At 42.9% G+C, this 26,593-nt stretch carries 20 protein-coding genes; 5 read left to right on the top strand and 15 right to left on the bottom strand.

The annotated features are described in order from the left end of the window. The first annotated feature begins 373 nt into the window (after positions 1-373). Complete coding sequence (locus tag ICL16_RS35405; RefSeq protein WP_190836262.1) at positions 374-754, top strand: hypothetical protein; 381 nt, start codon at positions 374-376, stop codon at positions 752-754. Between the two features lie 72 nt (positions 755-826). Here ICL16_RS35405 and ICL16_RS35400 read toward each other — a convergent pair whose 3' ends face one another. Beyond that, entirely contained in the window at positions 827-1,885 is a 1,059-nt protein-coding gene (locus tag ICL16_RS35400) for an NAD(P)-dependent alcohol dehydrogenase (RefSeq protein ID WP_190836261.1), read from the bottom strand. Between the two features lie 523 nt (positions 1,886-2,408). After that, positions 2,409-5,060: a DUF3536 domain-containing protein gene (locus ICL16_RS35395; protein WP_190836260.1), complete on the bottom strand. Its 2,652-nt coding sequence runs from the start codon at positions 5,058-5,060 to the stop codon at positions 2,409-2,411. Positions 5,061-5,633: 573 nt separating this feature from the next. On the opposite strand from ICL16_RS35395, the gene ICL16_RS35390 reads away from it, so the two are divergent. Together ICL16_RS35390 and ICL16_RS35385 are read left to right on the top strand one after the other, a co-directional pair. Further along, positions 5,634-5,897: a peptidoglycan-binding domain-containing protein gene (locus tag ICL16_RS35390; RefSeq protein WP_190836259.1), complete on the top strand. Its 264-nt coding sequence runs from the start codon at positions 5,634-5,636 to the stop codon at positions 5,895-5,897. Between the two features lie 420 nt (positions 5,898-6,317). Then, positions 6,318-6,968 carry a peptidoglycan-binding domain-containing protein gene (locus ICL16_RS35385; protein WP_190836258.1) on the top strand — a complete coding sequence of 217 codons (651 nt, stop codon included), beginning with the start codon at positions 6,318-6,320 and terminating at the stop codon, positions 6,966-6,968. Between the two features lie 86 nt (positions 6,969-7,054). On the opposite strand, the gene ICL16_RS35380 is transcribed toward ICL16_RS35385, so the two are convergent. Next, positions 7,055-9,475, bottom strand: coding sequence for a sucrose synthase (locus tag ICL16_RS35380; protein WP_190836257.1), 2,421 nt, complete (start codon positions 9,473-9,475; stop codon positions 7,055-7,057). A 282-nt stretch (positions 9,476-9,757) separates the two neighbouring features. Here ICL16_RS35380 and ICL16_RS35375 point away from each other — a divergent pair, with 282 nt between their 5' ends. Further along, a complete protein-coding gene (locus tag ICL16_RS35375; RefSeq protein ID WP_190836256.1) occupies positions 9,758-10,123 on the top strand; it encodes a hypothetical protein in 366 nt (121 codons plus the stop codon). A 172-nt stretch (positions 10,124-10,295) separates the two neighbouring features. Here the strand turns inward: ICL16_RS35375 and ICL16_RS35370 are convergent, their stop codons facing one another. From ICL16_RS35370 to ICL16_RS35325, 10 genes are all read right to left on the bottom strand, one after another. Next, the gene (locus ICL16_RS35370; protein ID WP_190836255.1) at positions 10,296-11,060 is read right to left on the bottom strand and encodes a phycobilisome rod-core linker polypeptide; all 765 of its coding nucleotides are present in this window, start codon (positions 11,058-11,060) and stop codon (positions 10,296-10,298) included. Between the two features lie 55 nt (positions 11,061-11,115). Then, positions 11,116-11,859 (bottom strand): phycobilisome rod-core linker polypeptide, encoded by a 744-nt coding sequence (locus ICL16_RS35365; protein WP_190836254.1) that lies wholly within the window; start codon positions 11,857-11,859, stop codon positions 11,116-11,118. Between the two features lie 79 nt (positions 11,860-11,938). Further along, positions 11,939-12,775, bottom strand: a complete 837-nt coding sequence (locus ICL16_RS35360) for a phycobilisome rod-core linker polypeptide (RefSeq protein ID WP_190836253.1) — start codon at positions 12,773-12,775, stop codon at positions 11,939-11,941. An 85-nt stretch (positions 12,776-12,860) separates the two neighbouring features. After that, a complete protein-coding gene (locus ICL16_RS35355) occupies positions 12,861-13,472 on the bottom strand; it encodes a HEAT repeat domain-containing protein (RefSeq protein WP_190836252.1) in 612 nt (203 codons plus the stop codon). 4 nt (positions 13,473-13,476) lie between these two features. Then, entirely contained in the window at positions 13,477-14,307 is an 831-nt protein-coding gene (locus ICL16_RS35350) for a HEAT repeat domain-containing protein (protein ID WP_190836251.1), read from the bottom strand. A gap of 12 nt (positions 14,308-14,319) precedes the next feature. Beyond that, a complete protein-coding gene (locus ICL16_RS35345) occupies positions 14,320-14,595 on the bottom strand; it encodes a phycobilisome linker polypeptide (RefSeq protein WP_190836250.1) in 276 nt (91 codons plus the stop codon). Positions 14,596-14,689: 94 nt separating this feature from the next. After that, positions 14,690-15,550 carry a phycobilisome linker polypeptide gene (locus tag ICL16_RS35340; RefSeq protein ID WP_190836249.1) on the bottom strand — a complete coding sequence of 287 codons (861 nt, stop codon included), beginning with the start codon at positions 15,548-15,550 and terminating at the stop codon, positions 14,690-14,692. 162 nt (positions 15,551-15,712) lie between these two features. Then, on the bottom strand, positions 15,713-16,201 hold the full coding sequence (gene cpcA / locus ICL16_RS35335) for a phycocyanin subunit alpha (RefSeq protein WP_190836248.1): 489 nt from the start codon (positions 16,199-16,201) through the stop codon (positions 15,713-15,715). 70 nt (positions 16,202-16,271) lie between these two features. Further along, positions 16,272-16,790, bottom strand: a complete 519-nt coding sequence (locus tag ICL16_RS35330; RefSeq protein WP_190836247.1) for a phycocyanin subunit beta — start codon at positions 16,788-16,790, stop codon at positions 16,272-16,274. A 598-nt stretch (positions 16,791-17,388) separates the two neighbouring features. Then, complete coding sequence (locus ICL16_RS35325; protein ID WP_190836246.1) at positions 17,389-18,330, bottom strand: RluA family pseudouridine synthase; 942 nt, start codon at positions 18,328-18,330, stop codon at positions 17,389-17,391. Positions 18,331-18,603: 273 nt separating this feature from the next. On the opposite strand from ICL16_RS35325, the gene ICL16_RS35320 reads away from it, so the two are divergent. Then, complete coding sequence (locus ICL16_RS35320) at positions 18,604-24,501, top strand: AAA family ATPase (protein ID WP_190836245.1); 5,898 nt, start codon at positions 18,604-18,606, stop codon at positions 24,499-24,501. Positions 24,502-24,523: 22 nt separating this feature from the next. On the opposite strand, the gene ICL16_RS35315 is transcribed toward ICL16_RS35320, so the two are convergent. Both ICL16_RS35315 and ICL16_RS35310 read right to left on the bottom strand, forming a co-directional pair. Continuing rightward, the gene (locus ICL16_RS35315; protein ID WP_190836244.1) at positions 24,524-25,261 is read right to left on the bottom strand and encodes a Uma2 family endonuclease; all 738 of its coding nucleotides are present in this window, start codon (positions 25,259-25,261) and stop codon (positions 24,524-24,526) included. 68 nt (positions 25,262-25,329) lie between these two features. After that, positions 25,330-26,502: an amidohydrolase family protein gene (locus ICL16_RS35310; protein ID WP_190836243.1), complete on the bottom strand. Its 1,173-nt coding sequence runs from the start codon at positions 26,500-26,502 to the stop codon at positions 25,330-25,332. Between the last annotated feature and the right edge of the window lie 91 nt (positions 26,503-26,593).

The raw sequence follows: 26,593 nt of genomic DNA, 5'->3' as shown, positions 1-26,593 counted from the left end.
TCCTCTGAAGAGGTACTAACATTAAATGTGCTTTTCTTGACTATTCGAGTGTTTTTGCCAAAACTGGATGTTCCCTACTATTCCTGCCACTATACCCAAATGGTCAATATTTTTAATTTCAATATCTTTGACACTAAACATCACAACAGAATACCAAAACAATATCTGTTATTTTCACATTTTTCGGTTGATTAAAAATTTCTTTTTTTACCATTTTTACATCATTAGAGTCTGATGTGCTTCAGAATCAACGCATGAAAATTTGTTAATATATACTCCCCCAGGAACTTAATGCTAGTCTTTCTCATTTAGCCTTAGTCAAATCCCATCAATGCTAGTTATTATGTACTAAATACAGCTGTTGCCTTGCTATGTGACAGTTCTGGGTGCGGAATGTGGGTTGTACATCCCAACATCGGTGAGAGTTGCTTTTTTATCTTGTGAGCGAGTTAATCCCAAGGTAATGCAAATTGCCTTGAACACCTTTGTTGAACAAGTCAATCCAGACAAAGCGAAGTTGATTATTTTACTACTTGATCAAGCTGGTTGGCACAGCACTCATCGCTTGGGCGTTCCGGACGGTATAATTCTTTATCCCATCCTTCCTTTTACCCCACAGCTCAATCCGACTGAGTGCGTCTGGCCACTGTTACGTGAACGTTTAGCTCATCGCGTCTGGTCCGACCTTGATACCCTGGAGTCCGTTTTATCGCAGCGTTGCATGCAGGCTGATGCAGAATCCGCAAGTGGTTAAAGGAGCTGCAGGCAATGCTAAGCTGTGTAATATCTAACGAATTGTAAAGATACTATCTTTGGCAACTTCGTATTATTCAGATTTTAGAGATGCCATATCAATCACAAAGCGATATTTCACATCGGACTTGACCAGTCTTTCGTAAGCTTCGTTGACTTTTTGGATAGGGATGACTTCAACATCGGCGGTAATATTGTGTTCACCGCAAAAGTCGAGCATTTCTTGAGTTTCAGGGATGCCGCCGATGTTTGAGCCAGAAAGATTACGGCGTGCCACGATCAGGCTGAATGCCGCAACATCCAGAGGGACAGGGGAAACACCGACCAGGGTGAGGTTACCATCGAGGCGGAGTAGGTTGAGATAGGCGTTGAGGTCATGCTTGGCGGAGACGGTATCGAGGATGAAATCAAAGCTGCCAGCGTGCTTGTGCATCTCGTCAGCATTGCGGGAAACAACCACTTGATCAGCACCGAGGCGGAGCGCATCTTCTGTCTTGTCAGGCGAGGTGGTGAAAACGACGACGTGGGCACCGAGTGCATGAGCAAATTTCACTCCCATGTGTCCTAGTCCACCCAGACCGACTACGCCGACCTTCTTGCCCTTCGTGATACCCCAGTGGCGCATCGGTGAATAGGTTGTGATCCCAGCACACACGAGCGGTGCAACTCCAGCCAGATTGAGGTTAGAAGGGACGCGCAGAACAAAGCGTTCATCAACGACAATGCTATCGGAATAGCCTCCATAGGTAACCCCTCCCAAGTGTTTATCTGGAGCGTTGTAGGTGAGGATCTGATTCGGGCAGAAATTCTCAAGACCCGCTTTGCAATTTAGACACGTACCATCCGAATCGACCAGGCAGCCAACTGCCGCGAGGTCACCGGGCTTGTACTTTGTCACTGCCGAGCCGACCTGGGTGACACGACCCACGATTTCATGACCGGGAACGATCGGGTAGGTCGTGGGCTCGAATTCGCTCCACTCGTTCCGCACTGAATGCAGATCGGAGTGACAAATGCCGCAAAAGAGGATTTCGATCTGTACGTCATGCTCGGTTGGATTGCGCCGCTTGATCGTAGTGGAAGATAGCGGTGATGTTTCACTGACTGCGGAGTAAGCTTTGGTGTTGTACATGAATGCTCCTATTTGTTTACTTTTGCCGCCTGGTACTGTTCGTCGCTGACCTGTTCCATCCAATCCACGGTCTTGCCGTCAAGCTGTATGCCATTTGAGTTGCTAGCCCAATCATCAAGATTGAGCACTTATGCCTACTCTATCTGTAGGGATGGATTTTTTTAAGAAACAAGGTTAGCCTTGTGACATTTTGGTCGTCAGTAGGCGAGTCTCCTGCCCAATCAAAACTGAATTTTCTCTTAAATAAAAATCCAGAATGCTTACATTTGGTCGGAATCATTTTTCATTGCTTTAGCTTTATTCTAAGAATTCTAAAGTGCAAGCAATAGAACGATCGTCTAAAATTGTTGTATAATCTTGCAAACTTAGAAATGAACGCTTCCAAAACGAGTGAAAACTCCGACCCCGCTTTCGACGCCATTTTGATGGTTAGCAAATCTGGTTTTGACAACCCTTTTTAATTATGCGACACATAATGTAGAGACGTTACATGTAACGTCTCTACATTGTTAAGAATGATGAATTATACTACTTTAACGCACCCTACGTCAACGGCTAACTTTTGTCCTAACTTCAACAGTTGGCGACAACGAGTATTGTCATCGCTAGTAGCAATACACATTGGCACAATCTTACTATGCAGACAGCTAAAGTATAGCTCCTGGGATCGCTCTAGGGAAATGCCAAGATTCAACTCATAGCCCACATCAATTAAGCGTTCTAAAAGTTGAATATCTACATCAAATGTACCATTGGGATCGTGCAACAACTGCCAGAGCGATCGCAATATCAACTGCTCTAACATCTGTTTGCTTTCTTCACTGGCAAGGCGACAGCGCAGGTGTTTTGCTTCTACGGCAATCGCTTCTAGTTCCACTAAGTGATTCAAACTTAGCTGTGATTCCCCCATGTCTTGCTCAAGTGATCGCAATGTCATCTTACATCGCTGTCCCAAGGCAATTTCTGCTGCCACTTGTAATTCTGGCGGTGCTGGTAATCCATCGCGGTGGAATGCCATTAACACACCGTAATTTTCCCGATATGCCTGGGTATAAAGTTGGTCTAAACGTGTTAAGGTTTCCTGACTCAATAAACCCATCAGACGGTGACGTTCCTCGGCAAATAAATTTTGCAAGCTAAAAGCTTCTTCACCAAACACCTGTGTCATCACCAAGATAGTATGAGCTGCACTAGCCGATTGTATCGCCTCAAACAGCTTATCTTTGATTTGAGTGTATGCGCGTCGTCCCTTAAAAGGTTGAATGCAGCAGTGGAAATCCCAACCACCAAGATGAAGAACAGCAAACACTAAATGTTCGCTTTCCAAAGTAATTTCTGACACCAGCTTTAAATTTCCTACTACTAGGGTCAATGATCCCATTCTTTGTAGTTGGTAATCTAACTCATTTCCGGTGTAGCAGTAAATACGTTTGAGATAAGGATGGTGGTAAGTACAACCATGAGAGAAAGAATTTAATGTCTCTTGTCGATGATTAGCAAATAGCGAAGTAATAGCATAATGGGCTGCTACTTGTTTGAAGCTAACTTGAGCAGTAACTACCAGTTGACGATAGATTTCCGCACCATGCTTGAATAAATCTATGTTACTGGGGGCTAAAGCCAGACGTTTGATGAAGTCGAGTTCTAACTGTACTCCCGCCACATCCCCAGCTAGTTCTAATGCGCGAGCAGCGTAGCGCAAAATTTGTGTTCCCTCTGGGCGTGAGATTTCTTCAAAAAACCATCCGCAACTGGTGAACATGAGCAAAGCGTGACGCTGCATTTCCAATAAACGTAAAGCGTCTACTTGTTCTGTGGCTGTAAGTTTGTGAGTTTGATGGCGTTTGAGGAAGTGGTTAACATTATCAGGGGAGCGATCGCGTATAACTTGGATATACTCATCTCGTGCTAACCAGGGATCGCGGAATAACTTTTGCCCATGTTCTTCGTACACCTCAATTAGGCGATCGCGCAACCAATTCAAAGCATCACGCAAAGGACGACGCCATTTTTGATGCCATCCACCGCCGCCACCGCAACCACAGTCGTCTTGCCATCTATCGACACCGTGAGCGCAACTCCATGCGGTTACAGGTTTTAATTCCACTTCCCATGTGGGAGTATTTAAACTGAGGTAGTGAGCAAAGTTTGTTACCGTCCAGCCCCAATGCGGAAATTCTTGGGTAAAGGCATAAGCTAAGGTTTTCTCTGTACCGCCCTTGTGATGTCCAAAGGTTTCTCCATCAGTTGCCACAGAAATTAACTGTGCTGGACGATGATCCCCGCGTACAGCCGAACCAATACGTCCTGCTAAATGACTGGAACTGTAAACGACATCACTATAACCCATGTCCCGCGAGATCGGTCCATCGTAGAAAAAGATATCTATGTATGGTGTTTGTAGAGACGCGCCATGGCTCGTCTCTACAGATGATTTCAAATAACACCGATAAGGGCGTGTGGGATCAATCTGATTACCTCCAACTTCGTGCCATTCAGGGTTGGGATCATCGTTTGTGGCTAAGAGACGGCAACGCTGTGCTTGAGAGGGGGCAAGAACGATAAAGCGAATACCTGACTCAACTAAGGCTTCTAAAGTGGCGTAGTCTACAGCCGTTTCAGCCAGCCACATACCTTCGGGATCGCGTCCAAATCGGGTGCGGAAATCTTCTTTGCCCCAGCGGATTTGAGTGTATTTGTCCCGCTCGTTGGCAAGAGGCATGATGATGTGATTGTATACTTGCGCGATCGCATTACCATGACCGTTCAAACGTGCGCAACTATTACGATCCGCCTCTAAAATCCGTTGATATACTTCTACATCATGGCGTTCTAACCACGACATCAACGTCGGTCCAATATTAAAGCTCAAATACTCATAGTTGTTGACGATCCCCACTAATTCGCCTCGTTCATTCAACACCCTGGCAAAGGCATTTGGACGATAGCATTCGTAGTGAATTCGTTCATTCCAGTCATGGAAGGGTGCCGCGCCTGGTTGGCGTTCAATCGCATCCAAATAGGGATTTTCTCGTGGTGGTTGATAAAAATGCCCATGTACAGTGACGTAAACACCTGTAGCCGTGCTCAGAGGATCGGGCTTATTGGTGTTGTTAGCATTTTCATGCGGCAACAAAGTACCAGCACTAGTTGGCAGTTCAGCAGCATTCGTCATGCAGAATTATTCCAATATAAGTAAACTTGCAATTGTGCCGAAGACAATGTGTATATATCCTTTTACAACGGCATTTCACAAAATCGGTACAGATGACAATTATGATTTAGAACAAAATTTTGCTTTGGTGATCTTATTACTGTGGGTAATTTGCGTCCCTTGCGCAGCCATTCGCCTATCCAGTAACCGTTGAAAAAGCCTCGTTTAACAGGTTTTTTCGTTGGCGTTCCTAAAAAATTTAATTGTCTCTTAATATATTTAACCGCATTTTTGTTGTAATGTGTTTTATTTGGTTGAAACTTTTGCAACAAAAGATTGCAAATCCTGTGTAAAACTAAATTATATTTTACAAACATAACTCGATTATGGAAACAGTGAAATCTCGGAACCTTGTTTTTAATTACCGAGTCACTTGTAATCAAAAATACTCACCTCTACTCATGAATGGTGTAAAACAAGCTAAAATTTGGCTATTGGACTTAAGTAACTGTTTGGCAATCCCAATACAGAGGGAATTTTTTGCCAATATAGATAAAGTTGAAATAGAAAAAGGATTTTGATATAGGATTTCTTATGCGACAATCTGGAAATCAATCACAGCCTATGAGCATGGCAGCTAAAGCAGCCCCAGGACTACCAAGTATACGTTTTGGAGACACAGGTGATGCTGTGCGCGTCTTACAGCGGTTATTATTGTCTAGTAATTACTTTGTGCGAGTTGATGGTTCCTTCGGTGCATTGACAGAAACTGCTGTGAGATCCTTTCAAAACCAACGTAGAATACCAGCCGATGGAGTAGTTGGACAAAGAACTTGGCGCGAGTTGACACTAGCATAACTCTTGGGCGATAAGTTTTGTGTTTTTGTAAGAGCGATCGCCATCCTCACTATTCCACTCCCACTTTATGCTGACAATGGGTGCGTATAGCAGTTCCAGAAACTCGGTTTCTTAAAGAAACCGGGTTTCTCATCGCCAGCGTTGATGATTATAAAGATTAATTGTAGATTAAAATAACACTAAACCCAATTTATTAATGTATAAAGGAAATTTCCTTGTCCTATTTGTCGTTATTTATACAGTGCTGCTTAATATCAAGTAAATAGGCGGCAGTATTAACCATAAATTAAGACAAACACAATCATTGTCTATTTTCTTGCGAGAAATAATACATTTTCTTAGCTGTTATTACGGAAGATTCCGGAACAGAGGGAATTTTGTTTGTCAAAGTAAATGTGGGGACTAGTCAAATGAAATACAATGAGTGATATCGCCCTGCTGATGACGGGAGTGTTAAACACAAAACAACCGTCTCCGCCTAAAAAGTCGGAGCAGCCACCAGTACAATTAAAAAATGGTGTGGAAAAGTCAACACGGGGTCAGTTATCTCAAGCAAACTTAAATGCTCGAATCACACCACCTGAATTCTTACAATCAGATGGGACTCCCAGCTCCACCCCATCAGTTTCTACTATAGGAAAAGAACACACACTTAAGAAAATAAGAAAAAAGGCTCTATCTAAGAGTTACTACTTAGCTCAGTTTAAAATTCTAAATCCGGTCGTAATTAATACATCTACTGCTGTTAACTCTCATCGTCAGCCAAAACCCGCATTTGTGCAGGTTGCGGATAAACAATTAACAACAACTCAACCAGATAGTGACCAAAATATCATGGCAAAACTGGGCAGGATAAATAGTCCTCCTCTGCCCACTCTTGTGTTTGGGGACTCAGGTGTTGCTGTGAGAGTTTTGCAGCGACTATTATTATCTAATGGTTATAGTATCAGAATTGACGGCTCTTTTGGTGCAATTACAGAGGCCGCTGTCAAAGCTTTTCAAAATCGACGAAACTTAGGAGCAGATGGAGTAGTTGGACAAAAAACTTGGCGTGAGTTAACAACAAGGTAGCCAGCCCCTTCGGGTTCGTCAAAAGTCACGCATTCAAAAGTCAAAAGTCATTTGCAAAGGACAAATGACTTTTGACTTTTGACAAATTACCGATACTGATGTTGTTCTAAAAGTTGTTGCGCTCTGGGCTTGTAGATGAGATAGAACAAAGCCTCAATATAGCGCAGCAAATCCTCTCGATCTTCTTGATTCGTAAAGTTCCAAAAACCATAGATACGTGCTAATGCTAGCAGCTTGGTAGTGTGAATCTTCCAAGTATAGGTACTATAAACCCGGTCAATAGCTTGTTGCGAAATTTCATACCAAGACTGAGAATTCTGTTCACACTTGATGACAAAATCAAGAATTTTTGCCGCTGTTTCTTCTAAATTTGTTGGGTTGATGTAAAAGCCATTTACCTTGTCTTGAATAATTTCTAAAGGACCACCAAACTGTGTGGCAAAAGTTGGTAATCCGGTAATCATCGATTCTAAAATTGTTAAACCAAAAGCTTCAAACAAAGCGGGTTGGACAAAAATTCCCTCATGTTCGGCAATTACTCGGTAAATTTCACCAGTATCAGTCTTAGACAGGCGTACACCTAACCAACGAATTTTGCCTTGAAGATTGTATTGCTCAATAATGCGGTAAAGTTTGACGATTTCATCACGTTCTTCGTTATCGCCTGATTCTTCAACGCGCAATTTACCCGCTACTAAAATTAAGTTACAATGCTCTTGTAATTCTGGATTCTGACCAAAGCATTCTGCTAAACCTGTCAGATTTTTAATTCGATCTAAACGCGCCATTGAAAACAGAGGGCGCTTGGTTGGATCATCAAGCTTACCAAAAATTTGTGTGGGATCTTCCAAGCTAAAGAGCATTTCTTCTAATCTTTGGCGATCGCTCTCTACTCTATCTTCTTTACGTGTATAGGGGAAGAAGTAATTCTCGTTTACGCCTGGGGGAACTACGTTAAATTTGGGACTAAATAACTCTATGCCATCAACTACGTGATACAAATCTGGCATAGTGAAACACTTGTAAGATTCGTACTGTCCCACACTATCTGGGGTGCCGACAATTTCTTGGTAAGTACTGCTGATAATAAAGTTAGCAGCATTCATCGCCAACAAATCGGCAGTGAACTGTAAGGAAAAATGATATTTGTCTTCCAAATCATTCCAGTACAAGTTACTGAACAAGTATTTGGACTTTTCCAAAGCGTGAGCAACGTTACACTGAGTTACCTTCAAGCGACGTGCTAGCAGAAAAGCGACCAAGTTACCATCAGTATAGTTACCTACTATTAAATCTGGTCTACCTTGAAATTCTGCCAACAGTTCTTTTTCCGCATCTATGGCGTAAGTTTCTAAATAGGGCCAGAATTCAAACCGCGAAATCCAATTTTGCGTCATGTTCGGATTGAATTCGCGCAAAGGTACCCGCAAAATCCAGGCATTTTCTGTACCGTGGACTTTTTCTAATCGTTGGTTACAAAGAGTACCATCACTATTTGGGATTAGGCGTGTAAGAATAATTACTTTCGGTTGAACTTTGAGTCCGTCTAAACCAGCTAGAGTACAATCTTCTTGCAGTTGCTTTTCTAAACTTTTTGCTTGATCGAGAACATAGACTACCTGCCCACCTGTATCTGGGCGTCCTAAAACTCCCTCTTGTCCAAACCAACCGTGGATAGACACCAGCACGATTTTAAAAATCATGGGGATGCGTGAGATAAAGGCTTCCAATGTTTGGGGATCGGGAGAGTCGATTAATTCATCCAGAATGCTCAGAGTTTCTCGCACGCGCAAGGCGGTGTTACCCCAACCTGGTTCAAAGCCCATCATTTGCAGGGCGAAGCGGAATTCTTCGTAGGGTTGCTCGTTGGGGCGCTCACTCACAAAGGCGATCGCTTTTTTGACTTGTTCAGAAAGTTGTTGCTGGGATTGGATGCGATCGTTAATTAGTAGTTGGATACCGTTATATTGGTGTAAGCGCAAGAAAACAAACAAGCTTTCCAGCCATTGTTTAGCGTCTTGAAATAGTTTACTGGATAGATAACGGTTGAGATACTGTACTCCTTTACCAATATTTTTTGGATCGCGAATTACTGGTGAGTAGTCATAAAATGGACCAAAATCTAGTTCTAACAAGTCGCCTTCGTTGGGATGGTAGCGGTTGACTAGGCGATCGCGCTGATCCAAAAGTTCCTGTACTGTTATTGAGTCTACACTCAAGTCTGCCGTTAATCTATAAACTTCCTGACTAGCTATTTTTGGGCGGATAATCAAAAAAAGGTTTGAATCATCTTGAATAATTTCCTGAGTATAGTAAATTAGTTTGCCCAAATTTGAAGACTTATAAAACACAAGTGGCTTTTTGTACTTGGAGCAATATTCACTATATAAATTTAGGATATCGTTTCGCAGTAAGTACTTTTTTTCTTGCTGACGTATATCACTAATTAGAGAACGCAGATCATTTTTTTCTTCACTATCGAGAACAGCTTGAATTAATTCTGACATAAAGTAACCCCCAAGACAGTTGTAATTTTTCCACAGACCTTTTTAGGGTTATATCATTGTTGAGTACTTTTAACTCTTACTAAAGGCAGAAAATTTTCTATATTTAAATTAAAATTTATAAACCTTAATTTTCTTAAAGATATATATCTTTCAGTTTTAAACTGAGTTTAAATATGAAGAAAACAAGAAATGGAAGATTTTTTAAAGATCACCAAACATCTCTCTAAGGGATGATAACTTTAAAAAATCAAGTAAAAAAATAAAATTTCCCAGCACAAGAGTATGGAAGTGATTATCGAGCCTGAGTTTAAGACAGTTATTGCTAACATTGCGGCTTTAGCTTTTCCCAAAACTCAATTCCAGTTACTGTCTCAAAAAATTGGTAATAATAATTTGATTTTGACATTCAAAAGTAAAAAGCATTTTTCGGAAAATTTTCGGGTGAGGTTTTTTCCAAAAATGAAAACTTTAACAGTGTCTAGTTACTGCAAAACGGGAATGTCTCACTTAAATTATATTCCAGCCGACACTTATGATTGGGTTAATGGCAAGGGATATAAAATGAACTCTCCTCGTGAGATTGGCGAAAAATTAGAGCTTCTAGCGCAAAGATTTTATCCGTTTTTAGAAGAAATTTTTCTTGGTTAATTTACTGGGTCTAATCTCTACTTAGAATAAGCAAAAGTTAAAAGGTAAAAGAAAGAAAAATATTCTCTTTTTACTTTTTACTTAAACAAGCGGAGACTAGACCCAGTATAAACTTAAGCTTTATGGTGCAAAAGCGGAAAATGTAAGTATGATTGACTTTCGCGCAGCGGTGTTAGCGTCTACCACCACGGGAAGGCACAAGGTTTAAGTAATCAATGTCAAACGCGGAAACACGTTGAGCATAATTACCTTTAGCATCAATCGAAGCAGCCATGTCAGCGTACTTGCGAGGATCGCCTTCTGCAAGTCGTCGTTCTTTAGACTTGTTGGAGTAGAATTTTTCCAAGGTAAAGCGCCAATCAGTGGTGACAGTACCTGCTTTTTCTTGGAAGTCTTCGCCGTAGCGAGGAGTTATCAAGTTGAACGGACGTCCTTCCATACGCTTACGTTGGTAAGGTACAGTGTTGTCGCCAAAGTTGTCAGTATACTCTTGAGAGTCAACTAAGGCATCAACGAAACCGCCAAAGCCCTTTGTCCCAATTACAATTGACCAAGCAATTTCTTCTTGCTTATTGTAAGCCGAACGACCTAACAAACGTCGTAGACAGATGTCTACTAAGCGGTAGTTGTTATTTACAGAGACAACTAAGCGGTAGAAAGCCTCAGATTTGGCTAATCCACGAATAAAGTCGCGGACTGTAATTGAGCCATTTTTGAGTTGAGATTCAAGATTCTTTTGGCGATTGAATCTGAGAATCTCATGCTCACTAAAAACTTGGCGATATCCTGCCCAAATGATGTTTTCAATATCAGTGTAAGAACTGACATCTTCTGTACGGTAGATATAGGGTGTATCTTCATTCAAGTCAGCTTTGCCAAAGCTTTTGACTCGCTGATTTTGACTGCTGGGTTTGTATTCAAGTAGTGGCAATGCCATACTAATTTTTTCCTCCTTATTATTTAACTATTTTCCCTCATTTGAATGGATTTATTTATCTAATTGGGAAACTTGCACTGGGGCTGATGGAAACAGGAGTACCTTGTGGCTGAGTATTCCGTGTTGTATCAGGAATTTCGATGCTGGCAAGGTTAACTGGTGTGTAGTTAACTGTCCTAATTTGGATAGATTTCGCCATATCCAAGAAGTTATTGATATCGCCCCATTTGTAGCGATCGCTTTCTTCCTTATCACGCCAGTAATTACCGTAGCGAGGTGTTACTAGATTAAAAGGTCGATCTTTAAAGCGACGACGTTGGTAGGGAACTGTATTTTCCCCAAAGTTAGTGAGATACTCTTCGCTGTCAACTATTGCATCCACAAAGCCACCAAAGCCTAAGGTAGCAATTTTAATTGACCAAGCAATTTCTTCATCCTTATTATAAGGCGCACGACCCAATAAACGCTTCAAGCAAATTTCTACAACGCGGTAGTTAGAGTTTGTCTCCACTACCAAACGCCGGAAACTTTCTGACTTCGCCAAACCCCGGATGAAGTCACGAACAGTAATGGCTCGGTTTTTCAGTTGGGATTCTAAATTTGTCTGGCGGTAGAAGTTCAAGATTTCGTGTTCGCTCAAAACTTGCCGATAGGCTGCCCAAATTAATTCGAGTATGTCACTATCAGTGGGAGAATCTTCTAGACGATAAATTCTGGGAGTATCTTCGCTTGGCACTTCATAACCAGCAACGCGCTGATTTTGGGAACTGGGTTTGTATTGTAGTAGGGGTATTGACATGGTTATTTGTCCTTTGTCATTTGTCATTTGTCATTTGTCCAAAGTCAAAAGTGGTTTACTAATGACTCATAATTAATGACTAAACTTTAGGGTTGCCAGGAATGTAACGATATGGTAAAGCGACTTCTGTGGGTTTGACAGTTGGAGGGGGAGCAGATTCGCGAGTCATATCAGGAATCTGAACACTTGAGGCGTAGTTTCTAGCTTGATCGCTTGTGCGCTGGTAGTTAATTCCACCAGGTGCGATCGCAGCTGCCATTGCCAAAAAGGTGTCGGGGATTGCTTGTCGCACTCCTCGTTGTGCTGATTCTCCTGTAAGGACAACTTTATAGAAGGAACGACCTTCTAGGTACTGTCCTAATTGGCGATTGCGCCAGTAATCAGCATAGCGGGGGTTAACCAAGTTAAAGGGACGGTCTTTGAAACGGCGGCGCTGGAAAGGTATAATGTCATTGCCAAAGTTCTGGCGGTATTCTTCGCTATCTACTAAGGCATCAATAAAACCGTGCAATCCCTTTGTGGCGATCACAATCGACCAAGCAATTTGCTCATCTCTACCGTAGCTAGCGCGTCCTAAAAACCTTTTAAAACTGATGTCAACTAAGCGATAATTGTCGTTGGTTTCACCTACGAGTCTCTGGTATACTTCAGACTTACCTAATCCCCGAATGAAATCGCGAACGGTAATTGCTCGGTTGCGTAGTTGAGATTCCAGGAAAGGTTGGCGATAATTTTCTAGAATTAGGTGTTCGCTGAAAATTTGCCGATATCCAGCCCAGATGATCTCGTCAATATCTGCAACTGAGGAGGTATCTGTCAACCGATAAATTGTCGGTGTGTCTTCGCTTGGTACTTCGTAGCCTTCAACACGCTGATTTTGCGAGGTTGGTGTAAATTCAAGCAGTGGTATTGACATTTTTAATCTCGTTTAATGATATGGGGAATGGGAATTGCTAATTGCTAATTGCTAATTGTTAATTGTCACTATTAGCCATTAGCCATTAGCTCTTAGCCATTGCTAGTTGCACGCGGGCGCACACTGCCAGATCGGCATCTAATGCCTGCATTTCTTTGAATCTAGCGAGTATGGGCGCGTACAATTGTGGTATTTTCAAGAGGGCTTGCAGACCGACAATAGCAGCATAACGAATTGACCAGTCTGAGTCTTGTGAAACCAAAAGTAAGGTTTCTAAGACTAACTCTAGTGCTGTTTGGCGTTGTGGCTCATCCAGAAGATGCCAACGTAAGGAACCAAGTCCCGAAGCGGCGGCACGGCGCACACTGGGAGCAAAGTCGCTCCGAGCTGCTGCAAGTAGTACATCTAGGGCACGGGGATCGGCGATCGCAGCTAAAGTACGAATCGAATAAGCCCTTGCACCATAGTTGTACTCATCTATTTGCGCTAGTAATTGTGGCACGGCTACTTCTCCCAACGCCATCAACCCAGCAGCCGCAACCCCTGCCGCCCCTGGGTTGTTATAGCCAAATACGGCTATTAAGGTAGGAATTGCCGCTTCATCTAGTGCTGCTGCCAATTTTTCCACCGCTGCTACCATTCGCGCTGGTGCATCTGCGCTATTTACGGCATGAATTAATTGTTGGATTTCAGTCATAGAACTACAACAGCGAATCCATAATTGTCATTACCCGAATGGCGTTATCAGTTAGGTTTGGCAGTGCTTGCTCTTGAAGTTGATCCAAGAGCAAGCCTTTGAGGGCGAATAACTTGAAGCTATTTTCCACTCTAGCATTAGCGATCGCCTCTGCTGCTCCTATATACCCTATTGCACCCAAATCCCCCAAGACAACACGGCGCAATTTCAAGTCGCTGCTGTTCAACATTTTCACTAGACGCTCTGCGTAGGCAGTATCTCGTGTCAGTTGATACATTGCTCTTGCTGCGGCGCACTGCACCCGTGGTAGTGGATGCTCTAAAAAAGGTTTAACTAGCCCAATAGCCTCAGTTGCATTAATTGCTCCTAAGGCTTCTAGTACCGCTTCATATGGTTGGATTAGGTGTGGGCGTCCGGGAACTTGTACCGCATTTGCTACACCTCCATCTAGTAATTGCATTAGTGCAGGTACAGCGGAGGAAGCGCGGAGCAATTCCAGAGACTGAGCTGCTGCCTCTCGTACATAGAAGTCGGAACATTCCAAGCACTTGATTAAGCCTGGTATGGCTTTAGCGTTGCCCAATTTTCCCAGTGCTCTTGCGGCATTACGGCGCAGGGGATAGCCGCCCATTTCTGTTCTGTCGGCTTCATCTTCTAACGCTGCAATTAGTGCATCTACAGCATCTGGGGAACTGACGCGGAACTTACCCAACCACCAAGCGGCATAATAGCGGAGACTTAAATCTGAGGAACGCAGGTTTTTGATCGCATCACTGGGTGTTAGTTGCGGCGCATCTGCTAATGCAGAATCTTCTTCTGCAATCGGTTCTGTCATTGCGCGGTAACGTTAGTTCTGCTGGTGAGATTCGCTATCTGGTTTAAGTGCTGATTCAGCTGTCAAAGGCTCAATTTTGACAATTCTACCACCCAGACGGGTAATCCGCTGCATTTCTTCGTTCATCCGGCTATATGGCACCGTAACATACACGCTACCACTGTTGCGAATTTCGTAGTTATTCTTGTCTGTTTCTTCGTTTTGCCGCAAGCCTACGACTTCGTAACGAAACATCCGGCTGCTTGCACTAGAAATGCCACCTGTTCCAACTGTGGTTTGACCGAACATCCTTTTCTCCTTTAATATTAGTTACTAAATTATTGTTAATGGTTAATTGTTAATTGCTATCAACCATTAACCATTAACAATTAACCATTCCCTATTATGCTGGTGTAATGCTGACGATCTTGCCGCCTTGGCGCTGAATTTGTTGTAGCTTGTCTGAAAGACGCTCATAGGGTACAAATACAGCAGTGCTGCTGCGACGGACTTTGGGGTAGCCAGGGCTGAGAAGTCCGGTTGCTTCAATGCGATAAACGCGATCGCCGATTCCCACTGCATTGCCCAGATTCTTCTGCGGTGCTACATCACTAGATGCACGGAAATTCCAGTTTTGGTTGCTACCAGAAGGTCCTACGATTGTGTTCGCTGTATTCGTTGCCAACTCGCGTGCCAAACGTGGATTTTTCCCTTCTACCTGAGCGCGATCGCTATTCGCGTAACCCCTGTATAAGCGGAACATTCGGTTAAAGCCTGCTGTTTTCTGTCCTGGTTGAGTTTCAAAACCGCGATAGTAGGGTACTATATTATCACCGAAGTTCTGTTGGTATTCTACAGAATCTATGTAAGAGTCAATTTCGGTATCATACCCTTGGTTATGATACAAGTCATTGTGGTAGCTTACCTCTGACTCATCGTAAGGAGCGCGACCTAACAAATGCTTGTAGTTGAGTTCAATAAACCGGGTTTGGAAATTGTTGTAGAAAAACTTGTTTTTGTAAAGTTCTGATTTAGCAACGCTGCGTACAAACTCCCGCACCGTTAGATTTCCATCCCGCAAAAGTGATTCTGCACTTGTGAGGCGTTCCGATGCCATCAAATAGTCATTACCTAAGAGTTGCCGATAAACAGCGCGAATTACCGCTTCTACTTCTTCTTTGCTGCCGTTAGTGCGCAGTTCCACTCTTGGTGACTCGCTAAAAGCCTCTGTTCCCAGCCTAGATGCTGCTGCTGTAATCGCCATGAATATTTCTCCCTATTTATTTGCACTACGTAGGCTGCTTTCCACAACGTGCTTTGATAAATATTTCTTATCTATTTCCGAGATAAAACGATGCCCGGAACGAGATTCAACTGCTAAATGATTTCATCCAGCACTTGCATCCCTCTCCGGGCAATACGCCATCTAGCTTAGAGCGTTGATTGCGTAATCAAGGTAGGTGTTGGCTTCGTTACCAGCTTGTCCTGTTACACCGTGGTTTTGTTTGATGTACTTTAAAGCTTCAACGTACCAGCTGTTAGACAATTCAAAGGAGCGGTTGATTTCATCCAAACCTGCAATCAGGTACTCGTCCATTGGACCTGTGCCACCAGCTACCAAGCAGTAGGTTACCATGCGCAGGTAGTGACCAATGTCACGAGCGCACTTGGACTTACCACGAGAATCAGCAGCGTACTGAGGTCCCTGCATTTGAGTGGTGTAGGGGAACTTTTGGTACACAGCTTGAGCAGCACCGTCAATCAAACGCTGAGCGTTTTGAGTCAAAGCACGAGCAGCTTCCATGCTAGCAGCAGCGCGCTCGAAGCGACCGTTAACTGCTTGTAGTTCGGTGTTGCTTAAAAAACGTCCTTGGGTATCAGCAGCTGCAATTGCTTCGGTAATTGGTGTTTTCATTTTTTACAATCTCCTTGTTTTTATTAACTTTTTACCGAGTTATCGGTTATGCGTGCTCTGTTTGTGTTAATTAAGCAACTGCTGCTGCTGCGCGATCAAAGTAGCTAGCAACTTCAGACATCAATTGGCTGCAATCGCCTTTGGTGATATTGTTAGGATCGTTAGCAAGTCTGATTGCAGCGTCCTTCATCTTCTGAACGCCTTTTGCTACTGAAGAACCAGGAGTACCCAAAGCTTGGTAGGTTTCACGCAAGCCGTTCAAGCAACGGTCATCAAGAACGCTAGCATCACCTGCCATAACAGCGTAGGTAACATAGCGCAGGATGATTTCCATGTCGCGGAGGCAAGCTGCCATGCGACGGTTGGTGTAAGCGTTACCACCAGGAGCAATTAGATTGGGTTCTTCTTCAAACAAAGAGCGAGCAGCGTCGGTAACGATGGAGGAAGCATTGCTGGTGATGCGGTTAACGGTATCCAGGCGCTTGTTGCCGTCCTGTACCATTCTGGTCAAAGCATCCAGTTGCTCGGTGGAAAGAAACTCACCTCTGGAGTCAGCTTGAGAAACCACCTTTGCAAATGCGTCTAACATGGACTCTATCTCCTAATTCCTTAGTTGAGTGCTGTCTTGATTAAAACTAGTTATGTTTTATCATTTTGGAACGGTCTAAAAACAGACTCCGTATAAAACTGTTTCTCAACTCGTTTCATATTTCCTTGTTAACACATGAACAAGAAATTATGAGAAGTTGGAGTGATTTTATGAGAAACTGGCAAACTTTACGAATTGATTGCCTTGTTTAACTTTTGTCTGTTAATTAACCCCTCCAGATTATGTTTATACAACGCTATTGGGGCATTATTTGTTACAAATTATGAAGAAATGAGAGCTACCAATAAGAAAAGCCCCAAATCCTTAACATATAAGGGGTTTACGTGAGAAAAGGCTGATTTTTCCTTAACACTACTTAACAAGTATGCCATCAATAACGCAATTTATGGAGTTTTAGATTGTCTTAAGATTTGTCCAAACTCAAAAACCACAACATATTTAGGTTACACCTTGCATCTACAACACAGGCAGATTTGTAAAGATTATTGAAGAAATAACGGAAAAATACTTCTGCCAGTTTTTGAAATTTGTTTTCGTATCCCCCCTGCCCCCATCATTGCGCCAAGGCGATGGCAATCTAAGGCACAACTGGGATGGCAGCTCGTTTGCGGAGAACTTCTAACAGAGTTGTGAATGTTTGGGGAGGCGGGGAAGTCACCTCAATCCACTGTTTTGAAACGGGATGTAGCAACTTGAGTACATGAGCGTGGAGTGCTTGCCCAGGTAAATTTACCCCTACTGAACGACCAGAACCATAAATAGGATCGCCGACAATGGGATGATTAATTTGGGTGCTGTGAACGCGAATTTGATGAGTACGTCCTGTTTCTAGCTGAAAGTGCATTAATGTGTAGTTACCCAAACGTTCTTTAACTTGCCAATGAGTAACAGCATCTCTTCCGCCTTTTTCCACAGGAACAATAGCCATTTTTTTACGGTCAACTGGATGACGACCAATGGGTAAGTTAATAGTACCGCTTTCTGTTTTGGGTGCGCCGTAGACAATTCCTAAGTATTCTCTTCTTGCAGTTTTAGCTTTAAGTTGAGCTTGCAAATGTTGATGAGCAAGTTCTGTTTTGGCGATCGCGATTGCTCCTGTTGTATCTTTATCTAATCTATGGACAATTCCCGGACGTTGTACTCCCCCAATTCCTGGTAAGTTAGGGCAATGAGCTAAGATAGCATTAACCAATGTACCATCGTGATGACCTGGTGCAGGATGAACGACTAACCCAGCAGGTTTGTTAAGAATTAGTAGGGAGTCGTCTTCGTAGAGGATGTCTAGGGGGATGTTTTCTGGTTGGAGTTTTAGAGGTTCGGCTTCTGGTATTTGTAGGGCGATGCGATCGCCTGCTTTAACGCTAATCTTCTTCGATGTACAAACTTTGCCGTTGAGTTGGAGGTTCCCCTGTTCGATTAACTGCTGAATACGTGATCGCGATAACTCTGGTAAATTTTCCGAAAGGTAGCGGTCTAACCGATTAGTATTATTTTCTATTTTTAGATTAATTTCTTTCACAGTTTACACAGATAAATTTCTCTTGATCGTTTTTGAGTAAGTAGTTTTATTAATTTTAACGAAGAGGCAAAGTCTCAGACCAATTCTCTAAAATCCAGCAACAGATTCAGATCCCATAACCCTGATCTAGACTGGGTTTCTCAGTTGAAATTACGAATTACGAATTACGAATTGGTATAAGACGGGCTACTCCCAAATCATAGCTGTAAATTTTCTTACGAAACTGGGTACTCTAAGAAAGAGATTTAAGGCAGTTTACTTTGAGGATTGGCAATGACGAGCGTCACTATTGATTTACCAGGTTATCGCACCACAAATCAGTTATATGCCGGGACGCGCACACTAGTGTATCAAGCCATTCGCCAAGCTGACCAGTATCCGGTCGTCCTCAAACTGCTGCGGGATGAATACCCAACTTTTGGAGAATTAGTCAGATTTCGCAACCAGTACGTAATTGCTCAAAATTTGGCAGTTAATGGTGTAGTCAAAATATTGGCACTGGAGCAGTATCGTCAGGGCTATGTTTTGGTGATGGAGGATGTGGGCGGCATTTCCTTGTCGAATTATATCAAACAACTAGCAGCAGAGACTGAGCGCCCAATCCCCCTGAGTATCTCAGACTTTGTGATCATCGCAGTGCAACTGGCACAGACACTTTCAGATCTGCATCGCCACCGGGTAATTCACAAAGATCTTAAACCTGCCAATATTTTGATTCAGCCGCAAACAAAACACGTAAAGCTAATTGACTTCAGCATTTCCTCATTGTTACCTAAAGAAACCCAAGAAATCCACAATCCTAATTTTCTTGAAGGCACTCTTGCCTATCTGTCGCCGGAACAAACCGGAAGGATGAACCGAGGGATTGACTACCGCAGCGATTTTTATTCCTTAGGTGTGACATTCTATGAACTGTTGACGGGGCAACTGCCGTTTGTAGCAGATGATCCGATGGAATTAATGCATTGTCACATTGCTAGGTTAGCATTGCCAGTAGCTCAAGTAAACCCATTAGTACCTCCCATACTCTCAGAGATCGTTGCCAAGCTCATGGCGAAGAACGCGGAGGATCGCTATCAGAATGCCTTGGGACTAAAATATGATTTGGAGTGTTGTCAGTCAGCATGGCAGGAAACAGGGACAATTGCCCAGTTTCCATTGGCACAGCAGGATGTGTGCGATCGCTTCAATATTCCCGAACAGCTTTACGGGCGTGAAGTAGAAGTACAAAAGTTGTTAGCAGCATTTGAGCGCGTCAGTGAAGGCACAACAGAACTGATGCTGGTGGGTGGTTTTTCTGGCATTGGTAAAACTGCGATAGTTAACGAAGTCCACAAGCCCATTGTGCGGCAGAGGGGCTACTTCATCAAAGGCAAGTTCGATCAGTTCAATCGCAACATGCCTCTATCTGCCTTTGTGCAAGCGTTGCGGGATTTGATGGCACAATTGCTCACTCAAGCTGATGCTCAATTGATGCAGTGGAAAACTGATATCATGGTAGCCTTGGGGGAAAATGCCCAGGTAATTATTGAAGTAATTCCTGAGTTGGAGCAGATTGTCGGAGAACAACCCCCAGTACCAGAACTTACAGGCTCTGCCGCTCAAAATCGTTTTAATCTACTGTTCCAAAAGTTCATTCAGGTGTTCACCACACCAATGCATCCGTTAGTGATATTCTTAGATGATTTACAGTGGGCGGATTCGGCTTCATTAAATCTGATGCAGGTGTTGATGAGCAATTTAGGAGTAGGGTATTTACTACTAATTGGCGCCTATCGTGATAACGAGGTTTCACCAGTTCATCCATTGATGTTGATGCTAGAAGAACTTAAGAAACTCTCTGCCACAGTGAACATCATAACTCTGACTTCCCTGAGTCCATCAAGTTTAAATGCCCTGATTGCTGATACGCTTAAATGTGCAAAACCAGTTGCAAAACCCCTCACCGACTTGATTCATCAAAAAACGAAAGGGAATCCCTTTTTTAGTACGCAGTTTCTTAAGGCGCTGCATGAAGATGGATGGATTGAGTTTGATGCTCAAGCTGGACATTGGCAGTGTGACATCACACAAGTGCGATCGCTTTCTTTAACCGATGATGTAGTGGAATTCATGGCACTTCAACTGCAGAAATTGCCAGTTGCTACTCAGAATGTCCTAAAGCTAGCGGCGTGCATTGGCAACCAGTTTGATTTAGCAACTCTAGCGATTGTTTCTGAACAAATGGAGATGAAAACAGCAGCAGTTTTGTGGAAAGCTTTGCAAGAAGGTATGGTGATTCCTCAAAGTCATGTGTATAAGTTTTATCAGCAACAAATCACTGAACAGCAAACTACACCCATTGCTTCCTACAAGTTTTTGCACGATCGCGTTCAACAAGCTGCTTACTCTTTAATTCCTGAAACTCAGAAAAAAGCCACTCACCTAAAAATTGGACAATTACTGCTACAAAATAAATCGCCCGAAGAGATTGAAACCAGTATTTTTGATATTGTGAATCAATTGAATGCGGGCATCAACCTTATTACTCAACCATTGGAAAAAAATAAACTAGCTCAACTCAATTTAATTGCCGGAAAGAAAGCAAAAGTTTCTACTGCTTATAAAGCAGCTGTTAAATACTTCACAATAGGTCTAGAATTACTATCTGATAATAATTTGCTTAACTATAATCTTACTTTGAAATTACATCGTGAATGTGCAGAGTGCGAATATTTAATTGGCAATTTTGAGCGGGCTGAGAAACTGTTTGAATTTGCCTTGAATAAGACCCAAGATAAGTTTGATCTGGCAGAAATTTATGGCATTCAAATGTACTTGAAAATGACTCAAGGTGAAAATATTGCAGCTGCCATTGAAGCTGGACTAAAAGGTTTGAGCATCATGGGGATGAACTTACCAGTCATTTCTCAAGCTCAGCAGGCTGCCATCGAAACTGAACTTCAAAAATTGCAGGTTAATCTTGAAGGGTTTCGTCCGGCAGATTTATTCAATCTACCTGAAATGACAGATCCAGTTAAAAAGGTCTGTATGAGTCTTTTAGCTGATCTTTGGGCATCAGCTTACATGGAAGGAAATTCTGATCTCAGTTACCTGGTTCCCCTATTGATGATCAATTTATCTTTAAAATATGGTAACGCAGAAAGTTCTGGTTTTGCTTACTGCCTTTATGGTATGAGTCTGGCAAATCAAGGTAATTACCAAACTGCTTACGAATTCGGTAAACTAGGGCTAAAACTTGATTTTCACTTTAATAGCACTCAATTCATACCTAAAACTAATAATATATTTGCACACACCATTAATCCCTATAATCAGCATTTAAAAACAAATTTACCTATTTCTTATAAATCATTTCAAATCTCACAAGAAACTGGAAATATAGTGTTTGGTGTTTGGGCAGTTTCATTTATTATTTGGGCAATGTTAATTCAAGGTAGGTACTTAGCCGATATATATGCAGAAACAGAAAAATATCTGACCTACGTACAGCAGTCTAACGATGTAAATATGATCTATGCATTTACTTTACAACAGCAGTTTTTATTACACCTACAAGGTATTAATAAAACCACAGATTTATTGTACGATAAAAACAATCAAAATGACCAGAATGTCCCCTATATAGAAATTTGGCGACAAAAGCATAACTTTGAGCATGGAATTAACTGGTACTTTTTTCTCAAACTACAGCTAGCTTATCTTTATGGTCGTTATTCAGATGCAGTTAAAGCCGCAGAAGATGCAGAGGAAACGCTAGCAGCAAACTCTGGATTTTTTCCAATTATTCAGTATTACTTCTATTATCCACTGAGTCTAGCAGCGCTCTATCCTTCTGCTACATTAGAACAGAAAAAACAGTATTGGGAAGTTCTACAACAGCATCAGCAAATGATGAAAAATTGGGCAGATAATTGCCCGGAAAATTTTTTACATCGATATCTGTTGCTATCTGCTGAAATGGCACAAATTTCTGGTAAGCGCATGGAGGCGATCGACCTCTACGATCGCGCCGTCGCCCTTGCCAAGGAACACGAATACGTTAACGAAGAAGCCCTTAGCAATGAACTGGCAGCTAAGTTCTATCTGAACTGGGGTAAACAAAAAGTTGCCGCTGGCTACTTGCAGGAAGCTTATTACGGCTATGCCCGATGGGGAGCATTAGCTAAAATTGCCGATTTGGAAACTCGCTACCCCCAGTTGCTCCAGCCGATCTTGAAACAACCCAAATCTAGCTTCAATCCCCTCGAAACCCTCGCTACCTTTACCCATCCTTCAAGCCTTAGCTTGTCTTCAATTTCTAGTACCAGCTTTACTGATGTATTCGATTTTACAAGCATACTAAAAGCTGCCCAAGCCATTTCCAGCACTATCCAGCTAGAAGAACTCATCCGCAACCTGACGCAGATTATTTTGGAAAATTCTGGAGCAGAAACCTGTGTACTATTGCTGCCGAGGTTTGATCAATGGGAAATCAGCGCTGTCACTAGGCTCGAATCGGTCAGTGAGTCGTTTATCACCCAAGAGTACACCATACCCCTCGACGGCGCAAGTTTGGTTCCAGTGCGGCTGATTCAGTACGTTAAAAGGACACAAAAAACAGTCATAATTGACGATGGCAAAATAGACATTCCTGAAGTGATAGGTGAATACATGCTATTGCACCAGCCCCAAAGCGTATTATGTATGCCCATACTCAATCAAAGCAGTTTGGTGGGAGTGTTGTATTTAGAACATCGCTTCACAAAGGGGGTTTTCAGTCGCGATCGCCTTTTAGTCACTAGCTTTCTGTGTACTCAAGCCGCCATTTCTCTTGAAAATGCTCGTCTTTATCAAGAGTCACAAATTTACGCTCAGCAGTTGAAACAATCCCTAACAGAACTGCAAGCATCCCAACAAAGACTACAGTTATTGATTCAACAAACTCCACTAGCAGTAATCGAGTGGGATATCAATTTCAATGTCGTTCACTGGAACCCTGCGGCAGAAAGAATCTTTGGCTACACGACAGAAGAAGCTTTGGGTCGTCACTTCCAGTTCCTAGTTCCTGAAAGTATTCAAGAACATATTGCTCAAGTCTCAATCAAAATTATATTGGAGCAAGGCGGCAACTACAATATCAACGAAAATGTGACGAAAGATGGCAAAACTATCATTTGCTTATGGTATAATAACGCGCTAGTGAATGCGGATGGCGAGTTAATTGGGGTTGCTTCACTGGCAGATGATATTACAGAACGCAAGCAGGCTGAAATTCAGTTGCATCAAAAAGCAGAGGAACTAGAAAATGCTTTGCAACAATTGCAACAAACTCAACTACAGCTGATTCAAAGTGAGAAGATGTCAGCCTTAGGAAATCTGGTCGCCGGGGTGGCACACGAGATTAATAATCCTGTGGGCTTCATTTCTGGTAACTTGAATGAAGCTCAGCAAACTGTTAGAGACTTAGTGGAACATCTAAACTTGTATCGCACTCAAGCATCACCAGCCGACATTGCTAACCATGCTGAAGAAATTGATGTAGACTATCTTATGTGTGACCTGCCAAAGATGATTGACTCTATGAAACTGGGGTGCGATCGGATCAACAGTATCAGTACCAGCCTCCGCACTTTTTCCCGAGCCGATCTCAATCATCAAGTCAGTGCAAATATTCATGAGGGTATCGATAGTACCATTTTGATTCTCAAACATCGCCTTAAAGCTTCGGAATCTCGACCTGCAATTGAAGTTGTCACTGATTACGGGAATATCCCTTCCATGGAATGCTTCCCCGGACAACTAAATCAGGTATTTATGAATATTCTTGCTAACGCTATTGATGCTTTGGAAGAATCAAATACTGGACGCAGCTTTAGAGAGATTCAAGCTCAGCCCAACCGGATTACAATTAAAACTGAACTTTCAAATGATTGTTCGCGAGATGGTACCGAATGCCAGTCCGTCCTTATCCGCATTCAAGACAATGGAATTGGCATGGCTGCTGAGGTGAAACAGAAAATTTTCGATCATCTGTTTACCACTAAAGGCGTAGGTAAAGGCACAGGATTGGGATTGGCGATCGCCCGTCAAATTGTGGTGGAACAACATGGAGGGACAATAGAGGTTAACTCCACCATAGGCGAGGGGACTGAGTTTGTGATTGCGCTCCCAGTTAAAGCTAACCTTTAAAGTTTTTACAGCAATTGTGGGTTCATAGTTCGTCCGGATTAATACCCCGCTGTCGAAGTAAGGCGCGCAGAGCTTGCAACTGCTCTTGGGCTTGTTGTACGCGAAGTCGTTCTTGCTCTACTTCTACTTGAGCTTGTTGTGCGCGAAGTCGTTCTTGCTCTGCTTCTGCTTGAGCTTGTTCTACTGCTTGAGCTAGTTCTTCATAAGTAACAAACGGCTGTCCATCGGGACGATAAATTTCTAGTTTACCATTGGAAACCTCAAAGCGTGTGACCAAGCGAGGACTTACCCAACCTTCTATTTGCTCTATTTCTACTAATTCGTCACCAGATTTTAACCAACCTGCCAATTCATTTGTATCTGGGTCGTACAAGTAATATTCTTCCACACCATGGCGCTCATAAAACTTATATTTAGCAATCATTTCTTTAGGTGTATTACCGGGAGAGAGAATTTCAAACACCACTTGTGGCGGAATGTTATCTTCTTTCCATTGTAGGTAAGAACCTCTGTCTCCTTTTGGTCTGCCAAATACTATCATAACATCAGGCGCTCGGCGCTTATTGTTATTGCCTTCAATGGGATACCACAATAAGTCTCCTGCAACGAACACGTTAGGGTTATTGGCATACAGTAGATCAAAATTCTTTTTGACAAAAACAATTAACTCAAATTGTATGGTGTTATCTGCCATTGGCTGTCCGTCGCTTTCGGGGTATATTATGTCTTTTTGGGTTGGTGATGGTACTTGAGTGACCATTTTTGTTAGTCCTTTTGTGTAAGTGGTGTTATTAATTTTAACGAACTGCCAAGACACAGGATATCGCTTTAAATATTCGCACGACGGCGCAGGGTGGCTAGTGAATCTCTGGCTTCTCGGATTAATTGCTCAACGTTTAACGCCGTAAGCTGACCGTTCCGTTTTAAAATGCCGACACTTTGAATCGCTTTCATAATGGCAAACATATCCGCCTTACCCGCCAATGCTGTCGTGTCTACCCCTAAGCTAACCAGTACGCCAGCCGCAAGAAGCTCCCCAATCGTAGGAAAGCCGAATCCACCACGCATCTCTGTAAAGGGTGTTAGGCTAACCGATGTACCACTGTTTACCAATTGCTCAACTTCAGCACGAGTCACCACTGTTGCATGGATGTTTTGCACGTCTTTTCCCAGCAATCCTTGTTTTGACATCAGTTGAATTTCCCCTGCTTCACTAGGCGAAGAATTGGCGTGAACCGTGATCGGAAGTTCCATTTTACGTGCCATTTCCCAATCGCGACGGTACGTCTTATAGACAGAAACCTCACGCGGGGCAAATCCAAGTGACAGTAAATTATTTTTAGAGTCTGTAATCCATTCGCGTTGTAAACTGGCAATACTGCCAAAGTGAGTGGCTTCTTCTGACGGCTGACCTTGATAGTAGCCATCAGAGAAACGGGCGCGAATGCCCGCGTTTGTTAGCGCACGCATAGCCGCTTGTGCGTAATCCAGGGTGCGAACATTGTGATTAAAGTCGTGTACTGTAGTGATTCCTGAAAATAGTGCTTCAGCCGTAGCAAACCGCACTGCTTGATACATATCCTCTGGTGTATACGCTTTGCCCAGAAGCTTGGAGATGGGAAAGTAACCGCGCTCTTTTGTGTCGCCGGACAAACTACGTAACAAGGAAGTCCACAGATGCCAGTGAGTATCAATCAAACCCGGTAAGACAATCATGTTTCGTCCTTCAATATTCTCCGCCATTGGAGCAACCAACTTAGTTCCAACGGCAACGATTTCGCCGTTACGCACATGCACGTCACCATTCGCCAAGTCTCCGAGTGCCGAATCCATCGTCATTACGTAAGCATTCCGCACCACGAACTCGCCGCAACCGGGCAAACGTCCCGCTGATTGTGTGCCGATCGCTGGGGCTGCTAATATCCCTGTCATGCCAAGCGATCCCAGTGCCGTCGCTCCTCTCAAAAACTCACGTCTGTTAATTCTGCTTCGTTCTTTCATCGGTCGCCTGCTGCCTCATTCAGTACAAATGCTGTTTTCATTCCAGTGTGAAACCCAGAGGCAGCTAGTTTCTTGCAAATTCTTCTAATTT

Source organism: Iningainema tapete BLCC-T55, assembly GCF_014698965.1.
In the GTDB taxonomy this organism is placed as follows: domain Bacteria; phylum Cyanobacteriota; class Cyanobacteriia; order Cyanobacteriales; family Nostocaceae; genus Iningainema; species Iningainema tapete.
Note: the sequence above shows the minus strand (reverse complement) of the source record. Positions and strands in the feature narration are given on the sequence as shown.

What these genes read in the sequence shown, in the direction of transcription:
- ICL16_RS35400 (WP_190836261.1), bottom strand. Translation starts at nt 1,885, where the DNA reads ATGTACAACACCAAAGCTTACTCCGCAGTCAGTGAAACATCACCGCTA.
- ICL16_RS35395 (WP_190836260.1), bottom strand. Translation starts at nt 5,060, where the DNA reads ATGACGAATGCTGCTGAACTGCCAACTAGTGCTGGTACTTTGTTGCCG.
- ICL16_RS35390 (WP_190836259.1), top strand. Translation starts at nt 5,634, where the DNA reads ATGCGACAATCTGGAAATCAATCACAGCCTATGAGCATGGCAGCTAAA.
- ICL16_RS35385 (WP_190836258.1), top strand. Translation starts at nt 6,318, where the DNA reads ATGAGTGATATCGCCCTGCTGATGACGGGAGTGTTAAACACAAAACAA.
- ICL16_RS35380 (WP_190836257.1), bottom strand. Translation starts at nt 9,475, where the DNA reads ATGTCAGAATTAATTCAAGCTGTTCTCGATAGTGAAGAAAAAAATGAT.
- ICL16_RS35375 (WP_190836256.1), top strand. Translation starts at nt 9,758, where the DNA reads ATGGAAGTGATTATCGAGCCTGAGTTTAAGACAGTTATTGCTAACATT.
- ICL16_RS35370 (WP_190836255.1), bottom strand. Translation starts at nt 11,060, where the DNA reads ATGGCATTGCCACTACTTGAATACAAACCCAGCAGTCAAAATCAGCGA.
- ICL16_RS35365 (WP_190836254.1), bottom strand. Translation starts at nt 11,859, where the DNA reads ATGTCAATACCCCTACTACAATACAAACCCAGTTCCCAAAATCAGCGC.
- ICL16_RS35360 (WP_190836253.1), bottom strand. Translation starts at nt 12,775, where the DNA reads ATGTCAATACCACTGCTTGAATTTACACCAACCTCGCAAAATCAGCGT.
- ICL16_RS35355 (WP_190836252.1), bottom strand. Translation starts at nt 13,472, where the DNA reads ATGACTGAAATCCAACAATTAATTCATGCCGTAAATAGCGCAGATGCA.
- ICL16_RS35350 (WP_190836251.1), bottom strand. Translation starts at nt 14,307, where the DNA reads ATGACAGAACCGATTGCAGAAGAAGATTCTGCATTAGCAGATGCGCCG.
- ICL16_RS35345 (WP_190836250.1), bottom strand. Translation starts at nt 14,595, where the DNA reads ATGTTCGGTCAAACCACAGTTGGAACAGGTGGCATTTCTAGTGCAAGC.
- ICL16_RS35340 (WP_190836249.1), bottom strand. Translation starts at nt 15,550, where the DNA reads ATGGCGATTACAGCAGCAGCATCTAGGCTGGGAACAGAGGCTTTTAGC.
- cpcA (WP_190836248.1), bottom strand. Translation starts at nt 16,201, where the DNA reads ATGAAAACACCAATTACCGAAGCAATTGCAGCTGCTGATACCCAAGGA.
- ICL16_RS35330 (WP_190836247.1), bottom strand. Translation starts at nt 16,790, where the DNA reads ATGTTAGACGCATTTGCAAAGGTGGTTTCTCAAGCTGACTCCAGAGGT.
- ICL16_RS35320 (WP_190836245.1), top strand. Translation starts at nt 18,604, where the DNA reads ATGACGAGCGTCACTATTGATTTACCAGGTTATCGCACCACAAATCAG.
- ICL16_RS35315 (WP_190836244.1), bottom strand. Translation starts at nt 25,261, where the DNA reads ATGGTCACTCAAGTACCATCACCAACCCAAAAAGACATAATATACCCC.
- ICL16_RS35310 (WP_190836243.1), bottom strand. Translation starts at nt 26,502, where the DNA reads ATGAAAGAACGAAGCAGAATTAACAGACGTGAGTTTTTGAGAGGAGCG.